Consider the following 21,765-nt stretch of genomic DNA (forward strand, 5'->3'; position numbering starts at 1 on the left):
CTGTATAATATCGGAGTCGAGGACGATCCTGCGCAGGCTTGTCAACGCAGGGTAACCGCGGTAACGTTGGCGCCGCATAAACAGGAGAAGGCAATGAACATTAATCTGGCTACCCTCCCCCAGGATGAGATGGACAAAGTGAATGTCGATCTCGCCGCTGCGGGCGTGGCATTTAAAGAGCGCTATAACATGCCGGTGATCGCCGAAGTGGTTGAGCGCGAACAGCCCCCTCATCTGCGCGACTGGTTTCGCGAGCGCTTGATCGCCCATCGCCTGAAATCCGTGACCCTTTCGCGTTTGCCGTACGAACCTAAAGTTAAGTAAACCCGGCGCGTCGTTACATTTCCTTACATGGATTATGGCAGGATAAGAAAACCCTGAAGTATTCAGGTGTATATTCAATAACCCTGCGACTAGTGTATAAGGAAGTCACGATGTCCCAATGGAATATTGCCGCCGCGCAGTATGCCTCCCGGCATAACTGCATCGATGCCCACGTGCAGCATCATCTTCGCTTTATCGACGCTGCTGCCCGCCAGCAGTGCAATCTGCTGGTTTTCCCTGAGCTTTCACTGACCGGCCCTGCCACAGATAACACCACCTTACCCGAACCGCCCAGCGAGCAGGCCCTGCAGCCACTAGTTGACGCCGCGCATGCCCTGGCGATCACGGTGATTGCAGGTATTACTTTTGAGACCGACGGCGCACGTAAGAAAGGTCTGGCGCTCTTTTGCCCTAATCAACGCCAGCCCATGCGTTACCCGCAGGGCAGCGGCGCGTGCCTGATCCCCGGCGATCCGCAGCTGACGATTGTTGAGGGGAAAACGGAGCTGCTGAATATCGATCCGCTGGCTGCGCTGTATACCTGCAGCCAGGCGGTAGGCGAAACGCGCTGGCGAGACGCCATCGACCGCCTGCAACGCTTTGCTCATAGATATGCGATCACGGTACTGATGGCGAATTCAGACGGGCACAGCGCGCTGTGGGATTCGAGCGGCCAGCTCATTGTTCGCGCGGATCGGGGCGAGCTGTTATTAACCGGAACATGGGGTAAGCAGGGTTGGCAAGGTGATATCATTCCATTACGCTAACGTTTTTACGGCCAGGAGTGAGCCATGCTGCGTGTAATCGACACCGAAACCTGTGACCTTCAGGGCGGGATTGTAGAGGTGGCGTCTGTTGACGTTATTGACGGACAGATCGTCAACCCCATGAGCCATCTGGTTCGGCCTGACCGCCCTATCAGCGCGCAGGCGATGGCTATCCACCGCATCACAGAATCGATGGTGGCCGACAAACCCTGGATTGAGGATGTCATCCCGAACTATTTCGGCAGCCAGTGGTACGTGGCACATAACGCCAGTTTCGACCGGCGCGTGCTGCCGGAGATGCCAGGCGAGTGGATTTGCACCATGAAACTGGCGCGTCGGGCGTGGCCGGGGATTAAATACAGCAATATGGCGTTGTATAAATCCCGTAAGCTCAGTGTGAAAACGCCAGAAGGGTTGCACCACCACCGTGCCCTGTATGACTGCTATATCACGGCGGCGTTGCTCATTGATATCATGAATACCACCGGCTGGACGCCGGATGATATGGCGACCATTACCGGCCGTCCGGCGCTGCTGACCACGTTTACCTTTGGTAAATACCGCGGCAAACCGGTGTCCGAAGTGGCTGAGCGCGATCCGGGCTATCTGCGCTGGTTATACAATAACCTTGACCGCATGAGCCCGGAGCTGCGCCTTACGCTTCGTCACTACCTTGACGACGCTTAATCTGTCGCAACATGGCCTGGCAGCGTCTCCTGCGCCAGGCCAATCAGAAAGGCATATTCCAACGCCACCCCTTCATAAGATTTAAATCGCCCCGATTTCCCCCCGTGGCCGGAATCCATATCCGTACACAGCAGCAGCAGATTATCGTCCGTTTTCAGCTCCCGCAGTTTTGCCACCCATTTTGCCGGTTCCCAGTACTGCACCTGCGAATCATGCAGGCCCGTCGTCACCAGCATGTGCGGATAGGCTTTCTCTTCGACGTTGTCGTAGGGGCTGTATTCCTTCATGTAGCGGTAATAGGTTTCGTCCTGCGGATTGCCCCACTCTTCAAATTCACCGGTGGTTAACGGAATGGATTCGTCGAGCATGGTCGTGACGACGTCGACAAACGGTACCTGCGCGACGATGCCTTTAAACAGCTCGGGACGCTGGTTAATGACCGCCCCCATCAGCATGCCGCCTGCGCTGCCGCCCATGCCAAAGCACAGGTGCGGATCGCCGTAACCCTGCGCAATCAGCCCGTCGCACACGTCGAGATAGTCGTTAAAGGTATTTTTCTTCTTCAGGAATTTCCCCTCTTCGTACCAGTGCTGCCCCAGCTCGCCGCCGCCGCGCACATGGGCAATGGCGAAGATAAATCCCCTGTCGAGCAGGCTCAGCCTGCTGCTGCTGAAATCCGCGTCCATGCTGGCGCCGTACGAGCCATAACCGTACACCAGCAGCGGATTTTTACTCTTGTGAAAATGATCTTTGTGATACACCAGCGACACCGGGACTTCCACGCCGTCGCGCGCAGTGATCCACAGGTGTTCGCTGCGATAGCAGCTGGCATCGAAACCGGCCACTTCAGCCTGTTTCAGCACGCGCCGCTGCCCGGTATTCATATCGAGTTCAAACAGCGTGTCGGGAGTGGTCATCGACGAATAGCCGTAGCGCAGCCGCGACGACTCCGGCTCCGGGTTGTAGCCAATCCAGGTGACATACGCCGGATCGTCAAAGGCTATGCCCACCACTTCGCGGGTTTTGCGGTTGATCTGGCGAATACTGGTCAGCCCGCGCTGGCGCTCTTCCACCACCAGCCAGTCGGTAAACAGGGTGAAACCTTCGAGCATCACCTGCTCGCGCGCCGGGATCAGCACTTCCCATTTGCGTTCATCGCGCACTTTGGTTTTATACAGGCCAAAGTTTTTGCCCTCGCGGTTAGAGCGCAGGTAGAAGGTATGCTGGAAATGGTCGAGGCTGTACTCGTGGTCTTTACGGCGCGGCAGGAAACAGAGCGGCTGCGCGTCGGGCAGTTCGGCGTCCAGCAGCAGGACTTCGGTGGTTGTCGCACTGGCCAGGGAGATAATCACATAGTGGCGCGAAGTGGTTTTATGCAGGCTGACGTAGAAAGTCTCGTCTTTTTCCTCGTACACCAGCTCATCGTTGCCTGAAGATGTGCCCACCGTGTGCCGCCAGACCTGATAAGGCAGCAGCGTTGAGGCGTGCTTTTTAACGTAATAGACAGTTTCGGAGTCGTTCGCCCAGACGAAATCAGACGAGACGTTATCCAGCATTTCCGGATACCAGTTTCCGCTTTCCAGATTACGAAACCGCAGACCGTACTGGCGGCGTGACAGATAATCTTCCGCCAGCGCCATAATGGTGTTATCAGGTGAAATGCCCAGCCCACCGAGCGTATAGAACTCGCTGTGCGCCGCGCGCTGATTGGCATCGAGCAGCGTCTCCCACTCATCCCATTCGGCGCTCAGCACCGACTGACGCTGGTAAATCGCATACTCACTGCCCGGCTCGTAGAGATGGCGATAGCGGTAGCCGTTTTTAGTCCAGGGGGCGGAAATATCGCGCTGTGGCACGCGCGCCACCATTTCACCGAGCAGGCTGTCCTGAAGCGCCTGCTGTGAAGACATCACCTTTCGGCCGTAATCATTTTCCTGATGCAGGTAATCAAGCACTTCCGGCTGCGAGCGATCGTCGTCCCGCAGCCAGTAGTAATTATCGATGCGCGTATCACCATGGGTGATGATCGCTTTGGGAATGCGTAGGGCTTTTGGCAGCATGTCAGTTTTTCTTTTTGGTTTTACACCCTATAAGGGTGGCAAAACACACGCACGATGCAAGCGAAACGTGACAACCGCCAAATATTACTAGCCCGGTAATGCCTGTTTTTGCTGCTTAATATCCTGCTCAATCCCGTCGCGTACGTCCTGCGGAATTTTCAGCGCGTCGCCGAGCGCGTTCAAATAGCTGCGCTCCATAAAGTGATCGATATCGATGGCCGCACAGCTCAGGAAATAGAGCTCCAGCGCCTCTTCCTCGTTTTTCACGCTCTGCGCCAGACGCATCGGGTCGAGCGGTTGTTCAATCGCCTGCGCCACCAGCGCCCGTCCCTGCGCCTCAACGCCCGCTTCCCGCATCTGCTGTTCGATGGCGGCGCGTTCATTATCGTCGATATGACCGTCACTTTTGGCGGCAAACACCAGCGCCAGGATCAGCCGTTCAGTGCGCACATCCAGCGACGAGGCCTGTTGACCAAACTGCGGCTCGTCCTGATGGGCAGTGCGTACTCTGTCTTTGTACTTGTTCCACAAAACCGTTCCGGCGATTGCCCCGCCGCCCGCCAGCAGTGCGCCGGTGCCGTATTTCGCCAGCAGTTTGCGGGAGGATTTATTGGCGACCAGCAGACCCGCCAGCCCGCCGAGCGCCCCCGGCACCAGCAGCTTGCTCAGTCCTTGCTCACTGGACGACGACGCTTTCTGACCTAACATGGACTGCAGTTGATTCAACCAGCCTGACATAATATTCCTCACTCTACGGTTCGTTATGGTTACAGCCTATGCGAGGCGATGTCAGGAAATGTCTGCCCGTACTAAAGAAGCGCAAATTTCCCCCTGCGCTCAGGACATCTGCGCCTGGTGGAAGACAGACGCAAACGTTTTCGTTTATACTGCGCGCAACTTTTTTAGGGGGGGATATGATGACTCTTTTAGGAACTGCTTTGCGTCCATCCGCGACGCGCGTCATGCTTCTGGGTTCTGGCGAGCTGGGAAAAGAAGTGGCCATTGAGTGCCAGCGTCTCGGCATTGAAGTGATTGCCGTCGATCGTTATGCGGATGCACCGGCGATGCACGTCGCGCACCGCGCGCATGTCATCAATATGCTCGATGGCGACGCACTTCGCGCGCTGATTGCACAGGAAAAACCTGACTTTGTGGTCCCGGAAATCGAAGCGATTGCCACCGACACGCTTATTGCCCTTGAGCAGGAAGGTCAGCGTGTGGTGCCTTGTGCCCGCGCAGCCAAACTGACCATGAACCGCGAAGGCATTCGTCGCCTGGCAGCCGAAGAGCTGGCGCTACCGACTTCCAGCTATCGTTTTGCCGATGGAAAAGCGGATTTCCTGCAAGCCGTCGAACAAATTGGCTACCCGTGCATCATTAAGCCGGTGATGAGCTCCTCCGGTAAAGGCCAGAGCTTTATCCGCGACGAAACCACGCTTGATAAGGCGTGGGATTATGCCCAACAGGGTGGCCGCGCGGGCGCCGGGCGCGTCATCGTCGAAGGCGTCGTGAAGTTTGATTTCGAAATCACCCTGCTGACAGTCAGCGCCGTTGACGGTGTTCACTTCTGCGATCCCATTGGCCATCGTCAGGAAGACGGCGATTACCGTGAATCCTGGCAGCCGCAGCAGATGAGCGCGCTGGCGCTGGAGCGCGCGCAGGAGATTGCCCGCAAAGTGGTGCTGGCGCTGGGCGGTTACGGTCTGTTTGGCGTGGAACTGTTCGTCTGCGGCGATGAGGTGATTTTCAGCGAAGTCTCTCCGCGTCCTCACGACACCGGGATGGTGACGCTGATTTCCCAGGATCTCTCGGAGTTCGCCCTGCACGTTCGCGCGTTTCTGGGGCTGCCGGTGGGCGGAATTCGTCAGTATGGCCCGGCGGCCTCTGCGGTGATCTTGCCGCGGCTGACCAGCCAGAATGTCACGTTTGGTAATGTGGAGGCCGCCGTCGGCGCGGGTCTGCAGCTGCGTCTGTTTGGTAAACCCGAAATCGACGGAACTCGTCGCCTGGGCGTGGCGTTAGCCACCGGCGATAGCGTGGAAACAGCGGTTGAGCGAGCGGTCAATGCGGCGCAAGCCGTGAGTGTGAAAGCATAAAAAAAGCCGGGCAACGCGTGTTTGCCCGGCCAGTATTTTCGGTTTTGTCGGGCGGGTTCACACCCGCCACGGCAAAAAATTACTTCGCGCCTTCCACAGCTTCGCGCGCCAGCTTAGTAATGCGATCCCAGTCGCCCGCTTCCAGCGCATCGGCCGGAACCAGCCACGAACCACCGATACACAGCACGCTTTTCAGTGCCAGGTAGTCACGGTAGTTCGCCGGAGAGATGCCGCCAGTCGGGCAGAAACGCACCTGAGAGAACGGACCTGCAATCGCCTGCAGAGCTTTGGTGCCGCCGTTAGCTTCAGCCGGGAAGAATTTGAACTCTTTCAGGCCGTAATCCATACCCAGCATCAGTTCAGACACGGTGCTGATACCCGGGATTAACGGAATGGTGCCTTCGGTTGCCGCTTTCAGCAGTGGCTCAGTCAGGCCTGGGCTGATTGCAAACTGCGCGCCTGCTTCAGTCACTTCCGCCAGTTGCTGCGGGTTGAGCACTGTACCGGCACCGATAATCGCTTCCGGCACTTCTTTTGCGATAGCGCGGATCGCGTCCATCGCGCAGGCGGTACGCAGCGTCACTTCCAGCACACGAACACCACCTGCAACCAGCGCTTTCGCCATTGGGACAGCGTGCTCCAGTTTGTTCACCACGATAACCGGCACTACCGGGCCAGTTGTCAGGATTGCTTCTGCACTTGTTTTCCAGTTTTTCATCAGTGTTTTTCTCTCGCCAGATCGATAATTCTTGTCGTCTTAAAACGTAATACAGGTTGCGCCCTGCTCAGCACCGGAGAGTTTCTCGCGCAGTGCACTGAACATTTCGCGCCCTGTTCCCACACGCGACGCGCTCAGGTCAGGAATATGCGGCTTACGGGCTTCCAGTTCGGCTTCATCCACCAGCAGGGTCAGCTCGCCTGTCTGGCCATTGACGCGGATGATATCGCCATCGCGTACTTTCGCCAGTAACCCACCGTCATAGGCTTCGGGGGTGACGTGAATCGCTGATGGCACTTTACCTGATGCGCCAGAGAGTCGTCCATCGGTGACTAACGCAATTTTGAAACAGCGGTCCAATAATACACCAAGTGGTGGCATAAGTTTATGTAATTCTGGCATGCCGTTCGCTTTTGGTCCCTGATGACGAACCACGACGACGCAGTCTTTGTCCAGCAGGCCAGCCTCGAACGCGGGCAGCACGTCGTGCTGGCTTTCAAAAATCACCGCAGGGGCTTCTACAATCTGGTTTTCAACAGGCACAGCGGAGGTTTTCATCACCGCGCGACCCAGGTTGCCGCTCAGCACTTTGGTGCCGCCATGATGTGAGAATGGTTTCGCAAACGTGGCGATAACCTGTGCGTCGAGAGAACTCTGCGCGCCTTCGCGCCAGTCGAGCTGGCCGTCGTTCAGCCATGGCTCCAGGGTATAACGCTGCAGGCCAAAACCGGCTACGGTGTTGACATCTTCGTGCAGCAGGCCGCCTTTCAGCAGCTCGCGGATAAGCACAGGCACACCGCCCGCCGCCTGGAAGTGGTTGATATCCGCCGGGCCGTTCGGATAGAGACGCGCCATCAGCGGCACAATTTCAGACAGCTCAGAGAAATCATCCCAGTTAATCAGAATACCGGCCGCGCGTGCCATCGCCACCAGGTGCATGGTGTGGTTAGTTGAGCCGCCGGTTGCCAGCAGGGCGACAATCCCGTTTACCACCACTTTTTCATCCACCATTTTGCCGAGCGGCATCCACTCGTTGCCGTTGCCGGTCAAACGCGTGACCTGACGCGCAGCGGCTTCGGTCAGCGCCTGGCGCAGCGGAGCATCTGGCTGTACGAAAGAGGAACCCGGAAGCTGCATGCCCATGAATTCCACCACCATCTGGTTGGTGTTGGCGGTGCCGTAGAACGTACAGGTTCCCGCGGCGTGGTACGACGCGGCTTCGGCTTCCAGCAGGGCAATACGATCCACTTTGCCTTCGGCATACAGCTGGCGGATACGGACTTTTTCTTTATTTGGCAGACCGCTCGCCATTGGGCCTGATGGCACAAAAATCGCAGGCAGATGACCAAAGGAGAGCGCAGCCATCGCCAGGCCCGGGACAATTTTGTCACACACGCCGAGGTACAGGGCGCCGTCAAACATGTTATGGGACAGGCCTACGGCCGCAGACATGGCGATCACTTCGCGGCTCAGCAGAGAGAGTTCCATTCCATCCTGGCCCTGGGTTACGCCGTCGCACATGGCGGGCACGCCACCCGCCACCTGCCCGACCGCGTTAGCGCTGTGCAGCGCTTTGCGAATAATTTCCGGGTAGTGTTCGTACGGCTGGTGTGCGGAGAGCATGTCGTTGTAGGAGGTGATGATCGCAATATTGTTACGCAGCATGCTTTTCAGCGAGGCTTTATCGTCCGGCTGGCAGGCGGCGAAACCGTGGGCCAGGTTACCGCAGGCGAGCTGCGAACGATGTACCGTGTCGGTCTTCGCCTGCTGGATGCGGGCGAGGTAGGCAGAACGTGTCTCTTTTGAGCGCTCAACAATGCGTTGTGTTACGCGTAACAATACAGGATTCATAAAAGCTCCTCTAATTTATCTGTCCAGGCTCGGGAGTTAACAAGATGAATCGCTTGTATTAACAAGGCTGAAACGCTTGCAGTCCGTAGCTCGGGGGCAAAATCGCTTCAGCCAGTGTAATAAAAAAAGCTCCACGGGTGAATCCACGTGGAGCTTAAATGATTAAAAATTGTGCCACAATCTGTGTTAGATCATGTTACCGGTAAAATAACCCGTTTGGATTAGCTTCCGGTTTACTCGAACTCGTTCCAGGAACGGCCGTCGCGGGTGATCATCGCCACGGACGCAACCGGTCCCCAGGTACCTGCCTGATACGGTTTTGGCGCATCCTGATCGGCAGCCCAGGCTTCAGTAATGGAGTCGACCCACTTCCAGGCTTCTTCCACTTCGTCGCGGCGCACGAATAGCGCCTGAATCCCACGCATGGTTTCCAGCAGCAGACGCTCGTAAGCATCGGCCAGGTGCGTTTCGTTGAAGGTTTCGGAGTAGCTCAGATCCAGTTTGGTGGTTTGCAGGTTGTGTTTGTGATCCAGGCCCGGCACTTTATTCAGCACCTGAATATCCACGCCCTCATCAGGCTGCAGACGGATCGTCAACTTGTTCTGCGGCAGCTCCTGCCAGGACTCTTTAAACAGGTTCAGTTCCGGGTTCTTGAAATAGACCACAACTTCAGAGCATTTGGTCGGCAGACGTTTACCGGTGCGCAGATAGAACGGCACACCCGCCCAGCGCCAGTTGTCAATATCGACACGGATCGCCACGAAAGTCTCGGTGTTAGTGGACTTGTTCGCGCCCTCTTCTTCCAGATAGCCAGGGACTTTTTTGCCCTGCGCGAAACCGGAGGTGTACTGACCGCGGACGGTTTTCTCACGCACATTCGAGCGATCGATACGGCGCAGAGATTTCAGCACTTTCACTTTCTCGTCGCGAATGTTATCTGCTGAGAGGTCAGACGGCGGAGACATGGCGATCATGCAGAGAATTTGCAGCAGGTGGTTCTGGATCATGTCGCGCATCTGACCGGCCTGGTCAAAGTAACCCCAGCGGCCTTCGATGCCCACTTCCTCGGCCACGGTAATTTCCACGTGATCGATGGTGCGGTTGTCCCAGTTGTTGGCAAACAGGGAGTTCGCGAAACGCAGCGCCAGCAGGTTCAGTACTGTCTCTTTACCGAGATAGTGGTCGATACGGTAGACCTGGCACTCTTCGAAGTATTCGCCCACCTGGTCGTTGATTTCACGGGAGGTCGCAAGCGAAGTGCCCAGCGGTTTTTCCATCACTACGCGCGCCGGTTTGGCGTTGAGTTTGGCTTCGCCCAGGCCCTTACAGATGGCGCCGAAGGTGCTTGGCGGCATCGCGAAATAGTTAATGGTCACACGGTTTTTCTGGTCCAGCATCTCGCCGAGACGACCAAACGCAGAGGTGTCGTTAACATCCAGGTTGCAGAAATCAAGACGACCGCTCAGCGCATCCCACAAACTTTCATCAATTTTCTCTTTCATGAATGTTTCGAGCGCTTCACGCACCACTTTGGTGTAGCCGTCTTTATCCCAGTCAGCGCGGCCCACACCCAGGATGCGAGTGTCCGGGTGGATCTGGCCTGCTTTTTCCAGTTGATACAGGGAAGGCAGCAATTTACGGCGTGCAAGATCGCCTTTCGCGCCGAAAATGACCAGGTCACATGCCTGGGCTGTTTGCGTTACCGCCATGTCATTCTCCTCAGTTGGATATCCTGGTGCTTTTGCCAGAATATCGTTGTAATTTTATTACAATGCACTGTACTGCTTTTACGTCATTCCCGAAACCATTAGCGCTTAACGTCGCGTGCGATAACGCGATTTTTCGATGATTGCACGCTTCAGTGACAGCAATGACCACAAATTCGTTGATTCTTTGTGCCGCCGGGTCGTTGCCAAAACCCGACCGCGATCAAGTAATGAAAAAAAACAACAACATTTGCTGTTGTTCATTACCCTTTGACCAGGTCAGAGGGGTATATTCTTCCTAATTCGAATCACGATTTCATCAATTTATGAAATCGCTTCCACCCATGAGTGTCTTGTCATCATGAACATGCTGGAAAAAATCCAGTTTCAACTGGAACACCTTAGCAAATCCGAGCGTAAAGTGGCTGAAGTAATTCTCGCCTCGCCCACTCAGGCCATCCATTCCAGCATCGCCGCTCTGGCGCAGGAGTCGGGGGTCAGTGAACCTACCGTCAACCGGTTCTGTCGCAGTCTTGAGACGCGCGGTTTTCCCGATTTTAAACTGCATCTGGCCCAGAGTCTGGCAAACGGCACGCCCTATGTAAATCGTAATGTCGATGAAGATGACAGCGTAGAGGCGTATACCGGCAAAATTTTTGAATCGGCAATGGCGACGCTCGACCATGTGCGGCAATCGCTTGATAAAGCATCACTCAATCGCGCCGTCGATTTGCTCACCCAGGCGAAAAAAATCGCCTTCTTCGGGCTGGGCTCTTCCGCTGCAGTTGCCCATGATGCGATGAACAAATTTTTCCGCTTCAATGTCCCGGTCATCTACTCTGATGACATAGTGCTGCAACGCATGAGCTGTATGAATTGTAACGAAGATGACGTGGTAGTGCTGATCTCTCACACCGGTCGGACCAAAAGCCTGGTGGAACTGGCGCAGCTGGCGCGTGAAAACGATGCCATGGTGATCGCGATCACCACCGCGGGCACGCCGCTGGCGCGAGAATCAACGCTCGCAATCACACTGGATGTGCCGGAAGATACCGACATGTATATGCCGATGGTGTCGCGGCTTGCGCAATTAACCGTCATCGACGTGCTGGCCACGGGTTTTACGCTGCGTCGTGGCGCGAAATTCAGAGATAACTTGAAGCGTGTCAAAGAAGCGCTCAAGGAATCGCGTTTTGATAAAGAATTGCTCATTAAGGGCGATGTACCCTAAATGTTGTTATAAGGTTGTTACTTTTTTCGGTATTCGGTAATTTCTACACAGCACCGAATCTATGTTCACGCAACACCAAAGTTGTTTCAGTCAACGGAGTATTACATGTCCAGAAGGCTTCGCAGAACCAAGATCGTTACCACCTTAGGTCCGGCAACTGACCGCGATAATAACCTCGAGAAAATTATCGCCGCGGGCGCCAACGTGGTACGCATGAACTTCTCTCACGGGACGCCAGAAGATCACAAATTACGTGCAGACAAGGTCCGTGAGATCGCGGCAAAACTGGGACGTCACGTGGCTATCCTCGGCGACCTGCAGGGTCCTAAGATCCGCGTCTCGACGTTTAAAGAAGGCAAAGTTTTCCTTAACATCGGTGATAAATTCCTCCTCGACGCCAACCTGGGTAAAGGCGAAGGCGATAAAGAGCGAGTGGGTATCGACTATAAAGGTCTGCCTGCTGACGTGGTAACGGGCGATATCCTGTTACTTGATGATGGTCGCGTGCAGCTGAAAGTGCTTGAAGTTCAGGGCATGAAAGTGTTCACCGAAGTGACCGTTGGCGGCCCGCTCTCCAACAATAAAGGCATCAATAAACTTGGCGGTGGCCTCTCCGCTGAAGCCCTGACCGAAAAAGACAAAGCTGACATCATCACTGCCGCGCAGATTGGCGTCGACTATCTGGCTGTCTCCTTCCCGCGCTGCGGCGAAGACCTGAACTACGCTCGCCGTCTGGCGCGCGATGCAGGCTGTGACGCGAGCATTGTCGCGAAAGTTGAGCGTGCAGAGGCCGTCTGCAGCCAGGAAGCGATGGACGATGTGATTCTCGCGTCAGATGTGGTGATGGTTGCCCGTGGCGATCTGGGCGTTGAAATCGGTGACCCGGAACTGGTCGGCATTCAGAAAGCGCTGATCCGTCGTGCACGTCAACTGAACCGCTCGGTGATTACCGCGACCCAGATGATGGAGTCGATGATCACCAACCCAATGCCAACCCGTGCGGAAGTGATGGACGTGGCAAACGCCGTGCTGGACGGTACCGATGCGGTAATGCTCTCTGCTGAAACGGCAGCGGGCCAATATCCTGCTGAAACCGTCGCGGCGATGGCGCGCGTGTGTCTGGGCGCTGAGAAGATCCCAAGCATTAACGTCTCTAAACATCGTCTGGACATTCAGTTCGATAACGTGGAAGAAGCGATTTCCATGTCTGCCATGTATGCGGCGAACCACCTCAAAGGTGTTACCGCGATCATCACCATGACCGAATCTGGCCGTACCGCGCTGATGACATCCCGTATCAGCTCCGGCCTGCCAATCTTCGCTATGTCGCGTCATGAGCGCACTCTGAACCTGACAGCCCTGTATCGTGGCGTGACGCCGGTGTACTTCGACAGCACCAACGACGGCGTTGCAGCCGCCAACGATGCCGTCAATCTGCTGCGCGATAAAGGCTATCTGGTCTCTGGTGACATCGTGATCGTCACCCAGGGCGATGTGATGAGCACCATCGGCTCAACGAACACCACGCGTGTGATGACTGTCGAGTAACTGCATTCACGCCATACTGTCGGGGGATTCGCTCCCGACAGTTTTTTCCTCTTCTTGCTCTGCCTGTTTTTCTCTCTTTTGATTAAAGCTAAAACCTACCCTTACGGCCAATGGTGAGAATGGAAAACCCAGAGCTACTCACTGACGTAACAACGCGTACAGAAAGACTCCTCCTGTACGCGTAAACCGAACGTTATCTGATGGGTAGCAAAAATTATCTCTTCGGGAACAACTCTTTTCGCTTATACGGCTCTTTCTCGCCGGGCTTGCGGGTTTTGAGCAGTTTCAGAATCCAGGTGTACTGCTCGGCGTGCGGTCCGACGAGGATTTCGACCTCTTCGTTCATGCGGCGCGCGATGGTGTGATCGTCGGCTTCCAGCAGATCGTCCATTGGTGGACGTACTTCGATGGTCAGACGATGGGTTTTGCCATCGTAAATCGGAAACAGCGGAACGACGCGGGCGCGGCAGACTTTCATCAGGCGGCCAATCGCAGGTAGCGTCGCTTTGTAAGTCGCAAAGAAATCCACGAATTCACTGTGCTCGGCACCGTGGTCCTGATCCGGCAGGTAATAGCCCCAGTAGCCTTCGCGAACTGACTTAATAAAAGGTTTGATACCGTCGTTACGCGCATGCAGACGGCCACCAAAACGGCGGCGGACGGTGTTCCAGACGTAGTCGAAGATTTTATTGCCCTGATTATGGAACATGGCCGCCATCTTCTGGCCTTGCGACGCCATCAGCATCGCCGGAATATCTACGCCCCAGCCGTGCGGCACGAGAAAAATGACTTTCTCGTTGTTGCGACGCATCTCATCGATAATCTCCAGCCCTTTCCAGTCCACGCGATTTTTGACCTTCTCTGGCCCGCGTAGCGCCAGCTCGCCCATCATCGCCATTGCCTGGGGTGCGGTGGTAAACATAGCGTCGATAATCGCTTCACGTTCCGCGTCGCTTTTTTCCGGAAAACAGTAGAACAGATTGATCTGCGCACGGCGGCGCGCACTTTTGCCGAGTCGCCCGGCAATCAGGCCAATTTTACCGAGGACCGGATCGCGAAAAGATGCCGGAAGAAGCGCAAGGCCCGCAAATGCGTAGACACCCAGCCAGGCGCCCCAGTTACGCGGATGGCGAAAAGATTTCTCAAACTCGGGAATGTATTCACTGTTGTTTTTTTGGGTTTCCATGCGGGTTCCAGGGTCTGGTGAAGCAAAAAATAATCTTGAGATAGTGTAGCGAGGCAGAGTGTATCGCACAAAAGAAAAAGCCGGCGCATCTCTGCACCGGCTTTTAGATGACAAAAATCTAGTCGAAGCGCAGTTGCGGCATGACCTCTTTGACCTGGGCCAGATAATCGGTGCGATCTTTGCCGGTCAGACCTTCGGTACGCGGCAGTTTCGCCGTCAACGGGTTCACCGCCTGCTGGTTAATCCACACTTCGTAGTGCAGATGCGGGCCGGTGGAACGCCCGGTGTTGCCAGAAAGTGCAATGCGATCGCCACGCTTCACTTTCTGCCCCGGCTGAACCAGCAGCTTACGCAGGTGCATGTAGCGGGTGGTATAGGTGCGACCGTGACGAACGGCAACGTAGTACCCTGCCGCGCCGCTGCGTTTTGCAATGACCACTTCACCGTCACCGACAGAGAGCACTGGCGTGCCCTGCGGCATCGCAAAGTCAACGCCACGGTGCGGCGCGACACGGCCAGTGACCGGGTTCAGACGACGCGGGTTAAAGTTCGATGAAACGCGGAACTGTTTCGCCGTCGGGAAGCGCAGGAATCCTTTCGCCAGGCCCGTACCGTTGCGGTCGTAGAACTTGCCGTCTTCCGCGCGGATGGCGTAGTAATCTTTGCCTTCGGAGCGCAAACGCACGCCCATCAGTTGGCTTTGCTCACGCTTGCCGTCCAGCATTTCGCGGGACATCAGGATCGAGAATTCGTCGCCTTTTTTCAGTTTGCGGAAGTCCATCTGCCACTGCATGGCTTTGATGACTGAGCTGATTTCGCCGCTGGTCAAACCCGCGTCGCGCGCGCTGGCGACAAAGCTGGCGCCAACCTTGCCTTTCAGCACATTGTTAACCCAGTCGCCCTGCTGCATTTCGCTGGTCATCTTGAAACCGTTTTCGGTACGATCGTAGGTACGGGTTTCGCGACGGGAGACTTCCCAGGTCAGACGTTGCAAATCGCCATCGTTGGTAAGCGTCCAGGACAGCTGTTGACCAATCTTGAGGTTACGAAGCTCTTTGTCTGATGCGGCGAGCTGGCTGATATCCCCCATCTCAATACCATACTGATTAAGCACGCTGCTCAGCGTATCGCCCGTGGAGACAACGTATTCGTGAATACCCGCCTCATTGGCGGTTTTGTCATCCAGCTCATCCTGAGGAATCGCTTCGTCTTCCTGAGCGGCCTGATCGATAGGTTCGCTGGCATCGGGCAGCAAGGAGCGGATTTCACTCTTTTCCAGTTCGATGGTTTTAATGATGGGGGCTGAATGTGGGTGATACACATAGGGCCGCCAGACGGCGACCGCTAAGGTAAGAACTGTAAGGGACCCCAGCATAACGCGGTGGGGTCGAGGCAGATTATTAAATGCCAGGGCGACAGAGCGGGCTATCTGTTGCACGTGTTCACTTCCTCGTTAATCTCCTTTCAGGCAGCTCGAATACTGGTTCGCCAATTGGCTGAGGAACTGCGAATAACTCGCCTTGCTCAACTGAATATTGGTTCCAAGCGGGTCCAGGGTTCCCATACGCACGGACGTTCCCCTGGCCACGGCTTCAACGACCGCTGGCCTGAACTGTGGCTCAGCAAAAACGCATGTCGCTTTTTGCTCAACCAACTGTGTTCTGATTTCATGTAAACGCTGCGCACCGGGTTGAATTTCCGGGTTGACGGTGAAGTGACCCAGCGGGGTCAGCCCGTAGTGTTTTTCATAGTAGCCATAGGCATCATGAAAAACGAAATACCCTTTACCTTTCAACGGTGCCAGCTCGTTACCTACCTGCTTATCGGTTGCGGCTAATTGTGCCTCAAAATCCTTCAGGTTGGCGTCTAGTTTGGCTCGACTTTGCGGCATAAGTTCCACTAATTTGTCATGGATTGCAACCGCTGAGAGCCGCGCTATCTCTGGCGAGAGCCAAAGATGCATGTTGTACTCGCCATGATGGTGATGGTCGTCACCTTTTTCGCTATTGGCATGGTCATGGTCACTTTCGTGATCGTCGTCGTCAGCCCCTTTCATGAGCAGCGGTTTCACGCCTGCCAGTTCGGCAATGGTGACCTGTTTTTGCGGCGGAACTTTACTCGCGGATTTTTGCATGAACGCTTCCATCTCTGGACCAATCCAGACCACTAAGTCCGCGTTCTGTAAGCGTTTTACATCAGATGGGCGCAACGAATAGTCGTGTTCAGATGCCCCGTCAGGCAGTAAAACCTGGGTTTCTGTGACACCATCGGCGATGGCCGAAGCAATGAATCCCAGTGGTTTAAGCGAAGCGACAACGGCGGCGTTAACATCTTGTGCTGCTGAACCCCAAAGGCCAGCGGATAATGCTGCGAAAAGAAGCGTATTTTTATGTAACATAATGCAACTTATGATCGTAATGAATGCGTGGAATGTGATATTATAACATTCGTTGACTTCTGCAAGCTTAAATTGACATGACGAATTTAGTTTCTCTTGAAAATATCTCGGTATCTTTTGGTCAGCGCCGCGTCCTCTCTGACGTATCGCTGGTCCTCAAACCCGGCAAAATTTTAACGTTGCTCGGCCCAAACGGCGCGGGCAAATCGACGCTGGTTCGGGTGGTTCTCGGGCTGGTAGCACCTGATGCAGGCGTCATCAAGCGCGACGACAAGTTAAGAATCGGCTACGTCCCGCAAAAAATACATCTTGACGCCACGCTGCCCTTAACGGTAGGCCGTTTCTTGCGACTACGTCCAGGCACGCGTAAAGACGATATTCTCCCCGCTCTGAAACGTGTTCAGGCAGGCCATCTGGTCGAAGCCCCTATGCAGAAACTTTCCGGTGGTGAAACCCAGCGCGTTCTGCTGGCACGCGCGTTGTTGAGCAAGCCACAGCTGCTGGTTCTCGATGAGCCGACTCAGGGCGTGGATGTGAACGGCCAGGTCGCCCTGTACGATCTTATCGATCAGCTGCGTCGTGAGCTGGACTGCGCCGTTCTGATGGTCTCGCATGACCTGCATCTGGTGATGGCGAAAACCGACGAAGTGCTGTGTCTGAATCACCATATCTGCTGCTCCGGCACACCTGAAGTAGTATCGATGCATCCGGAATTTATCTCTATGTTCGGCTCTCGTGGAGCAGAACAGCTGGGCATTTATCGCCATAACCATAATCATCGCCATGATTTACAGGGACGAATTGTCCTGCGTCGGGGAAATGGACACTCATGATTGAACTGTTATTACCCGGCTGGTTTGCCGGGGTTATGCTTGCCTGCGCCGCGGGTCCGCTGGGCTCTTTTGTCGTCTGGCGAAGAATGTCCTATTTTGGCGATACGCTGGCGCACGCCTCCTTACTGGGCGTGGCCTTTGGCTTATTGCTCGACGTGAACCCGTTTTACGCAGTGATTGCCGTGACGCTGCTGCTTGCCGCCGGTCTGGTTTGGCTTGAGAAGCGCCCTCACCTCGCGGTAGATACGTTGCTCGGGATTATGGCGCACAGCGCGCTGTCGCTTGGCCTGGTGGTGGTGAGCCTGATGTCGAACATTCGCGTCGATTTGATGGCGTATCTGTTTGGCGATTTGCTGGCGGTGACGCCGGAAGACCTGATCTCTATCGCCATTGGCGTGGTGATCGTTCTCGGTATTTTGCTGTGGCAATGGCGCAATCTGCTGGCGATGACCGTCAGTGCCGATTTGGCCTTTGTCGATGGCGTTAAATTACAGCGCGTGAAGCTGCTGTTGATGCTGGTGACCGCGTTGACGATTGGGGTGGCGATGAAGTTTGTGGGTGCGCTGATTATCACCTCACTGCTGATTATCCCGGCCGCTACTGCACGCCGTTTTGCCCGTACGCCTGAACAGATGGCGGGGGTGGCGGTAGTTGTCGGCATCATTGCCGTCACCGGTGGACTCACCTTCTCGGCGTTTTACGACACGCCAGCCGGCCCGTCGGTGGTGCTGTGTGCGGCGCTGATGTTTATCTTCAGTATGATGAAGAAACCGGCCAGCTGAACATTTCCCCCGGTGGCGCGCTGCGCTTACCGGGGAGACACCTGAGTCGTTGTAGTCCGGATCACACCTGGCGCTATCCGGCACTTACCCCGGTCGCGTACTACGGCATTTCCGGGGGTGTTATCCCGAAGTGATTCCAGGCTCGTACCGTCGCCATTCGCCCGCGCGGCGTGCGTTGCAAAAAGCCCTGCTGAATCAGATAGGGTTCCAGCACGTCCTCGATGGTTTCGCGCTCTTCGCCAATCGCTGCGGCGAGGTTATCCAGCCCAACCGGCCCGCCAAAGAATTTATCCAGAATCGCGAGCAGCAGCTTGCGGTCCATATAGTCAAAACCTTCAGCATCGACGTTAAGCATATCCAGCGCCTGCGAGGCGATATCCAGTGAAATGGTGCCATCGTGCTTCACTTCCGCAAAGTCACGCACACGGCGCAGCAGACGGTTGGCGATGCGTGGCGTACCGCGCGAACGCTTGGCCACTTCAAAGGCTCCCTCATCGCTCAATTCAAGCCCCATAAAGCGCGCGCTGCGGCCAACGATGTATTGCAGATCGGCGACCTGATAGAACTCGAGGCGCTGCACAATCCCGAAGCGATCGCGAAGGGGTGACGTGAGTGACCCGGCACGCGTGGTGGCGCCAATCAGGGTAAAGGGCGGCAGATCGATTTTAATCGAGCGCGCGGCCGGGCCTTCACCGATCATGATATCCAGCTGATAGTCTTCCATCGCCGGATAAAGCACCTCTTCCACTACCGGAGACAGGCGGTGGATCTCATCGATAAACAGCACGTCGTGCGGCTCGAGGTTGGTCAGCATCGCCGCCAGATCGCCCGCTTTCTCCAGTACCGGGCCTGACGTGGTGCGCAGATTCACGCCCATTTCATTCGCCACGATATTGGCAAGCGTCGTTTTACCGAGACCAGGAGGGCCAAAAATCAGCAGATGATCGAGCGCATCCCCGCGCAGTTTCGCCGCCTGGATAAAAATTTCCATCTGTGAGCGAACCTGCGGCTGGCCGATGTACTCCTCCAGCAGTTTCGGGCGGATCGCGCGATCCACCACATCCTCTGGAACATTGCTGGCTGCCGAAATCAGGCGGTCTGCTTCAATCATCCTCTACCTCACAATGCCGCGCGGAGCGCTTCACGAATCAGGGTTTCACTGCTGGCATCCGGTTTGGCGATTTTACTCACCATCCGGCTGGCTTCCTGTGGTTTATAGCCCAGCGCCACCAGCGCAGCCACCGCTTCTTGCTCTGCGTCGTCATCCGTCGGGCCGTTCGGTGACGTCAGCACCAGATCGGACGCCGGCGTAAACAGATCTCCGTGCAGCCCTTTAAAGCGGTCTTTCATTTCCACAATCAGACGTTCTGCAGTTTTTTTGCCGATGCCTGGCAGCTTGACCAGCGCAGCGGGATCTTCGCGCTCAACGGCATTCACAAACTGTTGCGCCGACATGCCGGACAGAATCGCCAGCGCAAGCTTAGGCCCCACGCCATTGGTTTTAATCAGCTCGCGGAACAGCATGCGTTCCTGCTTATTATTAAAACCATACAGAAGCTGGGCATCTTCACGCACCACGAACTGGGTAAAGACAATCGCCTCTTTGCCGGACTCCGGAAGTTCATAGAAACAGGTCATCGGCATATGGACTTCATACCCCACGCCTCCCGCTTCCAGCAGAACTAACGGGGGTTGTTTTTCAATGATGATGCCTCTGAGTCTGCCAATCACATGATGCTCCTGCGTGAGATGCTAAATTAACTTCCGCCATCATAAAAAAAGGCTGGATGTTTATCCAGCCTGATTTGTGATTATCGTAACCGACCTCGCGCCAGATTGAGCCTCGATTCGCTCATCTGCATGGCGTTTTGGCTCACATGGCAGTGCGTTATCGCAATGGCCAGCGCATCGGCGGCATCCGCCTGTGGGTTTGCCGGGAGCTTAAGCAGGGTCCGCACCATGTGCTGCACCTGGCTTTTCTCCGCGCTACCAATGCCCACCACCGTCTGTTTAACCTGACGCGCGGCGTATTCGAACACCGGTAAATCCTGGTTCACCGCCGCGACAATCGCCACGCCGCGTGCCTGGCCCAGTTTTAACGCCGAGTCAGCATTTTTCGCCATAAAGACCTGCTCGATGGCAAAAAAGTCGGGCTGAAACTGGGTAATGATTTCCGACACGCCTGCGTAAATTAATTTCAGACGCGACGGCAAATCATCAACTTTGGTGCGAATACAGCCGCTGCCCAGGTAGGTCAACTGGCGACCCACCTGGCGGATAACGCCGTAACCGGTAATGCGTGAGCCGGGGTCTATACCGAGAATAATCGACATCACGCGTCTCCGGTTAGAGGTTCAAACGCGCTCATTAGAGCGTCGCTGCGACCTCATCAGAGATCTCACCGTTATGATAAACTTCCTGAACGTCATCGCAGTCTTCGAGCATGTCGATCAGACGCAGCAGTTTTGGTGCAGTTTCTGCATCCATGTCTGCTTTGGTCGATGGAATCATCGACACTTCAGCGTTGTCGGCTTTCAGACCGGCAGCTTCCAGCGCATCACGCACTGCGCCCATCTCTTCCCACGCGGTATAAACGTCAATCGCACCGTCGTCGAAGGTCACTACGTCTTCAGCACCGGCTTCCAGCGCAGCTTCCATGATCGCGTCTTCGTCGCCCGCTTCGAAAGAGATCACCCCTTTCTTGCTGAACAGGTATGCCACGGAACCGTCAGTACCCAGGTTGCCGCCGGTTTTGGTGAACGCATGGCGCACTTCAGCCACGGTACGGTTGCGGTTGTCGGACAGACACTCAACCATGACCGCAGTACCACCAGGGCCGTAACCTTCATAAATGATGGTTTCCATGTTCGCGTCGTCATCGCCGCCCACGCCACGTGCGATTGCACGGTTCAGGGTGTCACGCGTCATGTTGTTTGACAGTGCTTTATCAATCGCTGCGCGCAGACGTGGGTTAGAACCCGCGTCGCCGCCGCCCAGACGGGCTGCAGTAACCAGCTCGCGAATGATTTTGGTGAAAATTTTACCGCGTTTGGCATCCTGTGCCGCTTTACGGTGTTTGGTGTTGGCCCACTTACTATGACCTGCCATAAAAATATCTCCAATAAACCGTCAATTCAGACGGCATGAATTACAAATTCTTCAATCGCCTGCCGGTTGCTCCACGACTTGGTTAAGGCAGCCGCTTCGGCCGCATCAACCCAGCGGTAGGTCAAATGCTCGGTGAACTCGATCTGCCGTTCATGGGGGAGCGCAAGACAGAACCACGATTCCGTATTGCGCTCAATTCCCGGCGCATAGCGATGACGTAAATGGCTAAAAATTTCAAAATCCACCGTACGCTGACAGTCCTTCAGGGTCAGTTGCTCCTGAGCAACATTAATGGTGACCTCTTCATTTACTTCGCGCGCGGCGGCCTGCGACGCGGTTTCTCCCTCTTCCAGACTGCCGGTAACCGACTGCCAGAAATCGGGATCGTCGCGACGCTGCAACATCAGCACCCGCTTCGTGTCTTCTGCATAAATGACCACCAGAACAGAAACGGGACGCTTATATGCCAT

General features: G+C 55.5%; 21 protein-coding genes. 8 read left to right on the top strand and 13 right to left on the bottom strand.

Annotation, left to right across the window (positions count from 1 at the left end):
• Positions 1–93 precede the first annotated feature (93 nt).
• From C0560_RS12430 to exoX, 3 genes are all read left to right on the top strand, one after another.
• The gene (locus tag C0560_RS12430) at positions 94–324 is read left to right on the top strand and encodes a DNA polymerase III subunit theta (protein WP_100779795.1); all 231 of its coding nucleotides are present in this window, start codon (positions 94–96) and stop codon (positions 322–324) included.
• Positions 325–434: 110 nt separating this feature from the next.
• On the top strand, positions 435–1,091 hold the full coding sequence (locus tag C0560_RS12435; protein WP_248858647.1) for a carbon-nitrogen hydrolase family protein: 657 nt from the start codon (positions 435–437) through the stop codon (positions 1,089–1,091).
• 24 nt (positions 1,092–1,115) lie between these two features.
• Complete coding sequence (gene exoX, locus C0560_RS12440) at positions 1,116–1,778, top strand: exodeoxyribonuclease X (protein ID WP_100779793.1); 663 nt, start codon at positions 1,116–1,118, stop codon at positions 1,776–1,778.
• Here the strand turns inward: exoX and ptrB are convergent.
• The gene (gene ptrB / locus C0560_RS12445; RefSeq protein ID WP_248858648.1) at positions 1,775–3,838 is read right to left on the bottom strand and encodes an oligopeptidase B; all 2,064 of its coding nucleotides are present in this window, start codon (positions 3,836–3,838) and stop codon (positions 1,775–1,777) included. The two genes, exoX and ptrB, sit on opposite strands and share 4 nt — an antisense overlap.
• An 87-nt stretch (positions 3,839–3,925) precedes the next feature.
• The gene (locus C0560_RS12450; RefSeq protein WP_102103977.1) at positions 3,926–4,576 is read right to left on the bottom strand and encodes a tellurite resistance TerB family protein; all 651 of its coding nucleotides are present in this window, start codon (positions 4,574–4,576) and stop codon (positions 3,926–3,928) included.
• Positions 4,577–4,755: 179 nt separating this feature from the next.
• On the opposite strand from C0560_RS12450, the gene purT reads away from it, so the two are divergent.
• Positions 4,756–5,934: a formate-dependent phosphoribosylglycinamide formyltransferase gene (gene purT / locus C0560_RS12455; RefSeq protein ID WP_248860282.1), complete on the top strand. Its 1,179-nt coding sequence runs from the start codon at positions 4,756–4,758 to the stop codon at positions 5,932–5,934.
• Positions 5,935–6,013: 79 nt separating this feature from the next.
• On the opposite strand, the gene kdgA is transcribed toward purT, so the two are convergent.
• The 3 genes from kdgA to zwf all read right to left on the bottom strand — a co-directional run bounded on the left by kdgA (position 6,014) and on the right by zwf (position 10,212).
• A complete protein-coding gene (kdgA, locus tag C0560_RS12460; protein WP_102103979.1) occupies positions 6,014–6,652 on the bottom strand; it encodes a bifunctional 4-hydroxy-2-oxoglutarate aldolase/2-dehydro-3-deoxy-phosphogluconate aldolase in 639 nt (212 codons plus the stop codon).
• A gap of 39 nt (positions 6,653–6,691) precedes the next feature.
• On the bottom strand, positions 6,692–8,503 hold the full coding sequence (edd, locus tag C0560_RS12465; protein WP_100779788.1) for a phosphogluconate dehydratase: 1,812 nt from the start codon (positions 8,501–8,503) through the stop codon (positions 6,692–6,694).
• 233 nt (positions 8,504–8,736) lie between these two features.
• Complete coding sequence (zwf, locus tag C0560_RS12470) at positions 8,737–10,212, bottom strand: glucose-6-phosphate dehydrogenase (RefSeq protein WP_248858649.1); 1,476 nt, start codon at positions 10,210–10,212, stop codon at positions 8,737–8,739.
• A 358-nt stretch (positions 10,213–10,570) separates the two neighbouring features.
• Between zwf and C0560_RS12475 the strand changes: the two genes are divergently transcribed.
• Both C0560_RS12475 and pyk read left to right on the top strand, forming a co-directional pair.
• Positions 10,571–11,440, top strand: coding sequence for a MurR/RpiR family transcriptional regulator (locus C0560_RS12475; RefSeq protein ID WP_100779786.1), 870 nt, complete (start codon positions 10,571–10,573; stop codon positions 11,438–11,440).
• A gap of 105 nt (positions 11,441–11,545) precedes the next feature.
• Entirely contained in the window at positions 11,546–12,988 is a 1,443-nt protein-coding gene (gene pyk / locus C0560_RS12480) for a pyruvate kinase (RefSeq protein ID WP_100779785.1), read from the top strand.
• A 214-nt stretch (positions 12,989–13,202) separates the two neighbouring features.
• On the opposite strand, the gene lpxM is transcribed toward pyk, so the two are convergent.
• The 3 genes from lpxM to znuA all read right to left on the bottom strand — a co-directional run bounded on the left by lpxM (position 13,203) and on the right by znuA (position 16,572).
• On the bottom strand, positions 13,203–14,174 hold the full coding sequence (gene lpxM, locus C0560_RS12485; protein WP_123427581.1) for a lauroyl-Kdo(2)-lipid IV(A) myristoyltransferase: 972 nt from the start codon (positions 14,172–14,174) through the stop codon (positions 13,203–13,205).
• Positions 14,175–14,292: 118 nt separating this feature from the next.
• Complete coding sequence (gene mepM / locus C0560_RS12490) at positions 14,293–15,612, bottom strand: murein DD-endopeptidase MepM (RefSeq protein ID WP_100779783.1); 1,320 nt, start codon at positions 15,610–15,612, stop codon at positions 14,293–14,295.
• A 15-nt stretch (positions 15,613–15,627) separates the two neighbouring features.
• Positions 15,628–16,572: a zinc ABC transporter substrate-binding protein ZnuA gene (gene znuA, locus C0560_RS12495; protein ID WP_123427579.1), complete on the bottom strand. Its 945-nt coding sequence runs from the start codon at positions 16,570–16,572 to the stop codon at positions 15,628–15,630.
• A 77-nt stretch (positions 16,573–16,649) separates the two neighbouring features.
• Here znuA and znuC point away from each other — a divergent pair, with 77 nt between their 5' ends.
• Positions 16,650–17,405 carry a zinc ABC transporter ATP-binding protein ZnuC gene (gene znuC, locus C0560_RS12500; protein ID WP_100779781.1) on the top strand — a complete coding sequence of 252 codons (756 nt, stop codon included), beginning with the start codon at positions 16,650–16,652 and terminating at the stop codon, positions 17,403–17,405.
• Positions 17,402–18,187: a zinc ABC transporter permease subunit ZnuB gene (gene znuB / locus C0560_RS12505; protein WP_102103984.1), complete on the top strand. Its 786-nt coding sequence runs from the start codon at positions 17,402–17,404 to the stop codon at positions 18,185–18,187. Before znuC ends, znuB begins: the two co-directional genes overlap by 4 nt.
• A gap of 100 nt (positions 18,188–18,287) precedes the next feature.
• On the opposite strand, the gene ruvB is transcribed toward znuB, so the two are convergent.
• From ruvB to nudB, 5 genes are all read right to left on the bottom strand, one after another.
• Positions 18,288–19,298, bottom strand: coding sequence for a Holliday junction branch migration DNA helicase RuvB (ruvB, locus tag C0560_RS12510; RefSeq protein WP_100779779.1), 1,011 nt, complete (start codon positions 19,296–19,298; stop codon positions 18,288–18,290).
• Positions 19,299–19,306: 8 nt separating this feature from the next.
• Positions 19,307–19,918, bottom strand: coding sequence for a Holliday junction branch migration protein RuvA (gene ruvA, locus C0560_RS12515; RefSeq protein WP_102103985.1), 612 nt, complete (start codon positions 19,916–19,918; stop codon positions 19,307–19,309).
• 80 nt (positions 19,919–19,998) lie between these two features.
• Positions 19,999–20,520, bottom strand: a complete 522-nt coding sequence (gene ruvC / locus C0560_RS12520) for a crossover junction endodeoxyribonuclease RuvC (protein ID WP_015964021.1) — start codon at positions 20,518–20,520, stop codon at positions 19,999–20,001.
• A 34-nt stretch (positions 20,521–20,554) separates the two neighbouring features.
• Positions 20,555–21,295: a YebC/PmpR family DNA-binding transcriptional regulator gene (locus C0560_RS12525; RefSeq protein ID WP_100779777.1), complete on the bottom strand. Its 741-nt coding sequence runs from the start codon at positions 21,293–21,295 to the stop codon at positions 20,555–20,557.
• Positions 21,296–21,321: 26 nt separating this feature from the next.
• Complete coding sequence (nudB, locus tag C0560_RS12530; protein ID WP_100779776.1) at positions 21,322–21,765, bottom strand: dihydroneopterin triphosphate diphosphatase; 444 nt, start codon at positions 21,763–21,765, stop codon at positions 21,322–21,324.

This window comes from Lelliottia sp. AC1 (assembly GCF_023278595.1).
Classification (GTDB): domain Bacteria; phylum Pseudomonadota; class Gammaproteobacteria; order Enterobacterales; family Enterobacteriaceae; genus Enterobacter; species Enterobacter nimipressuralis.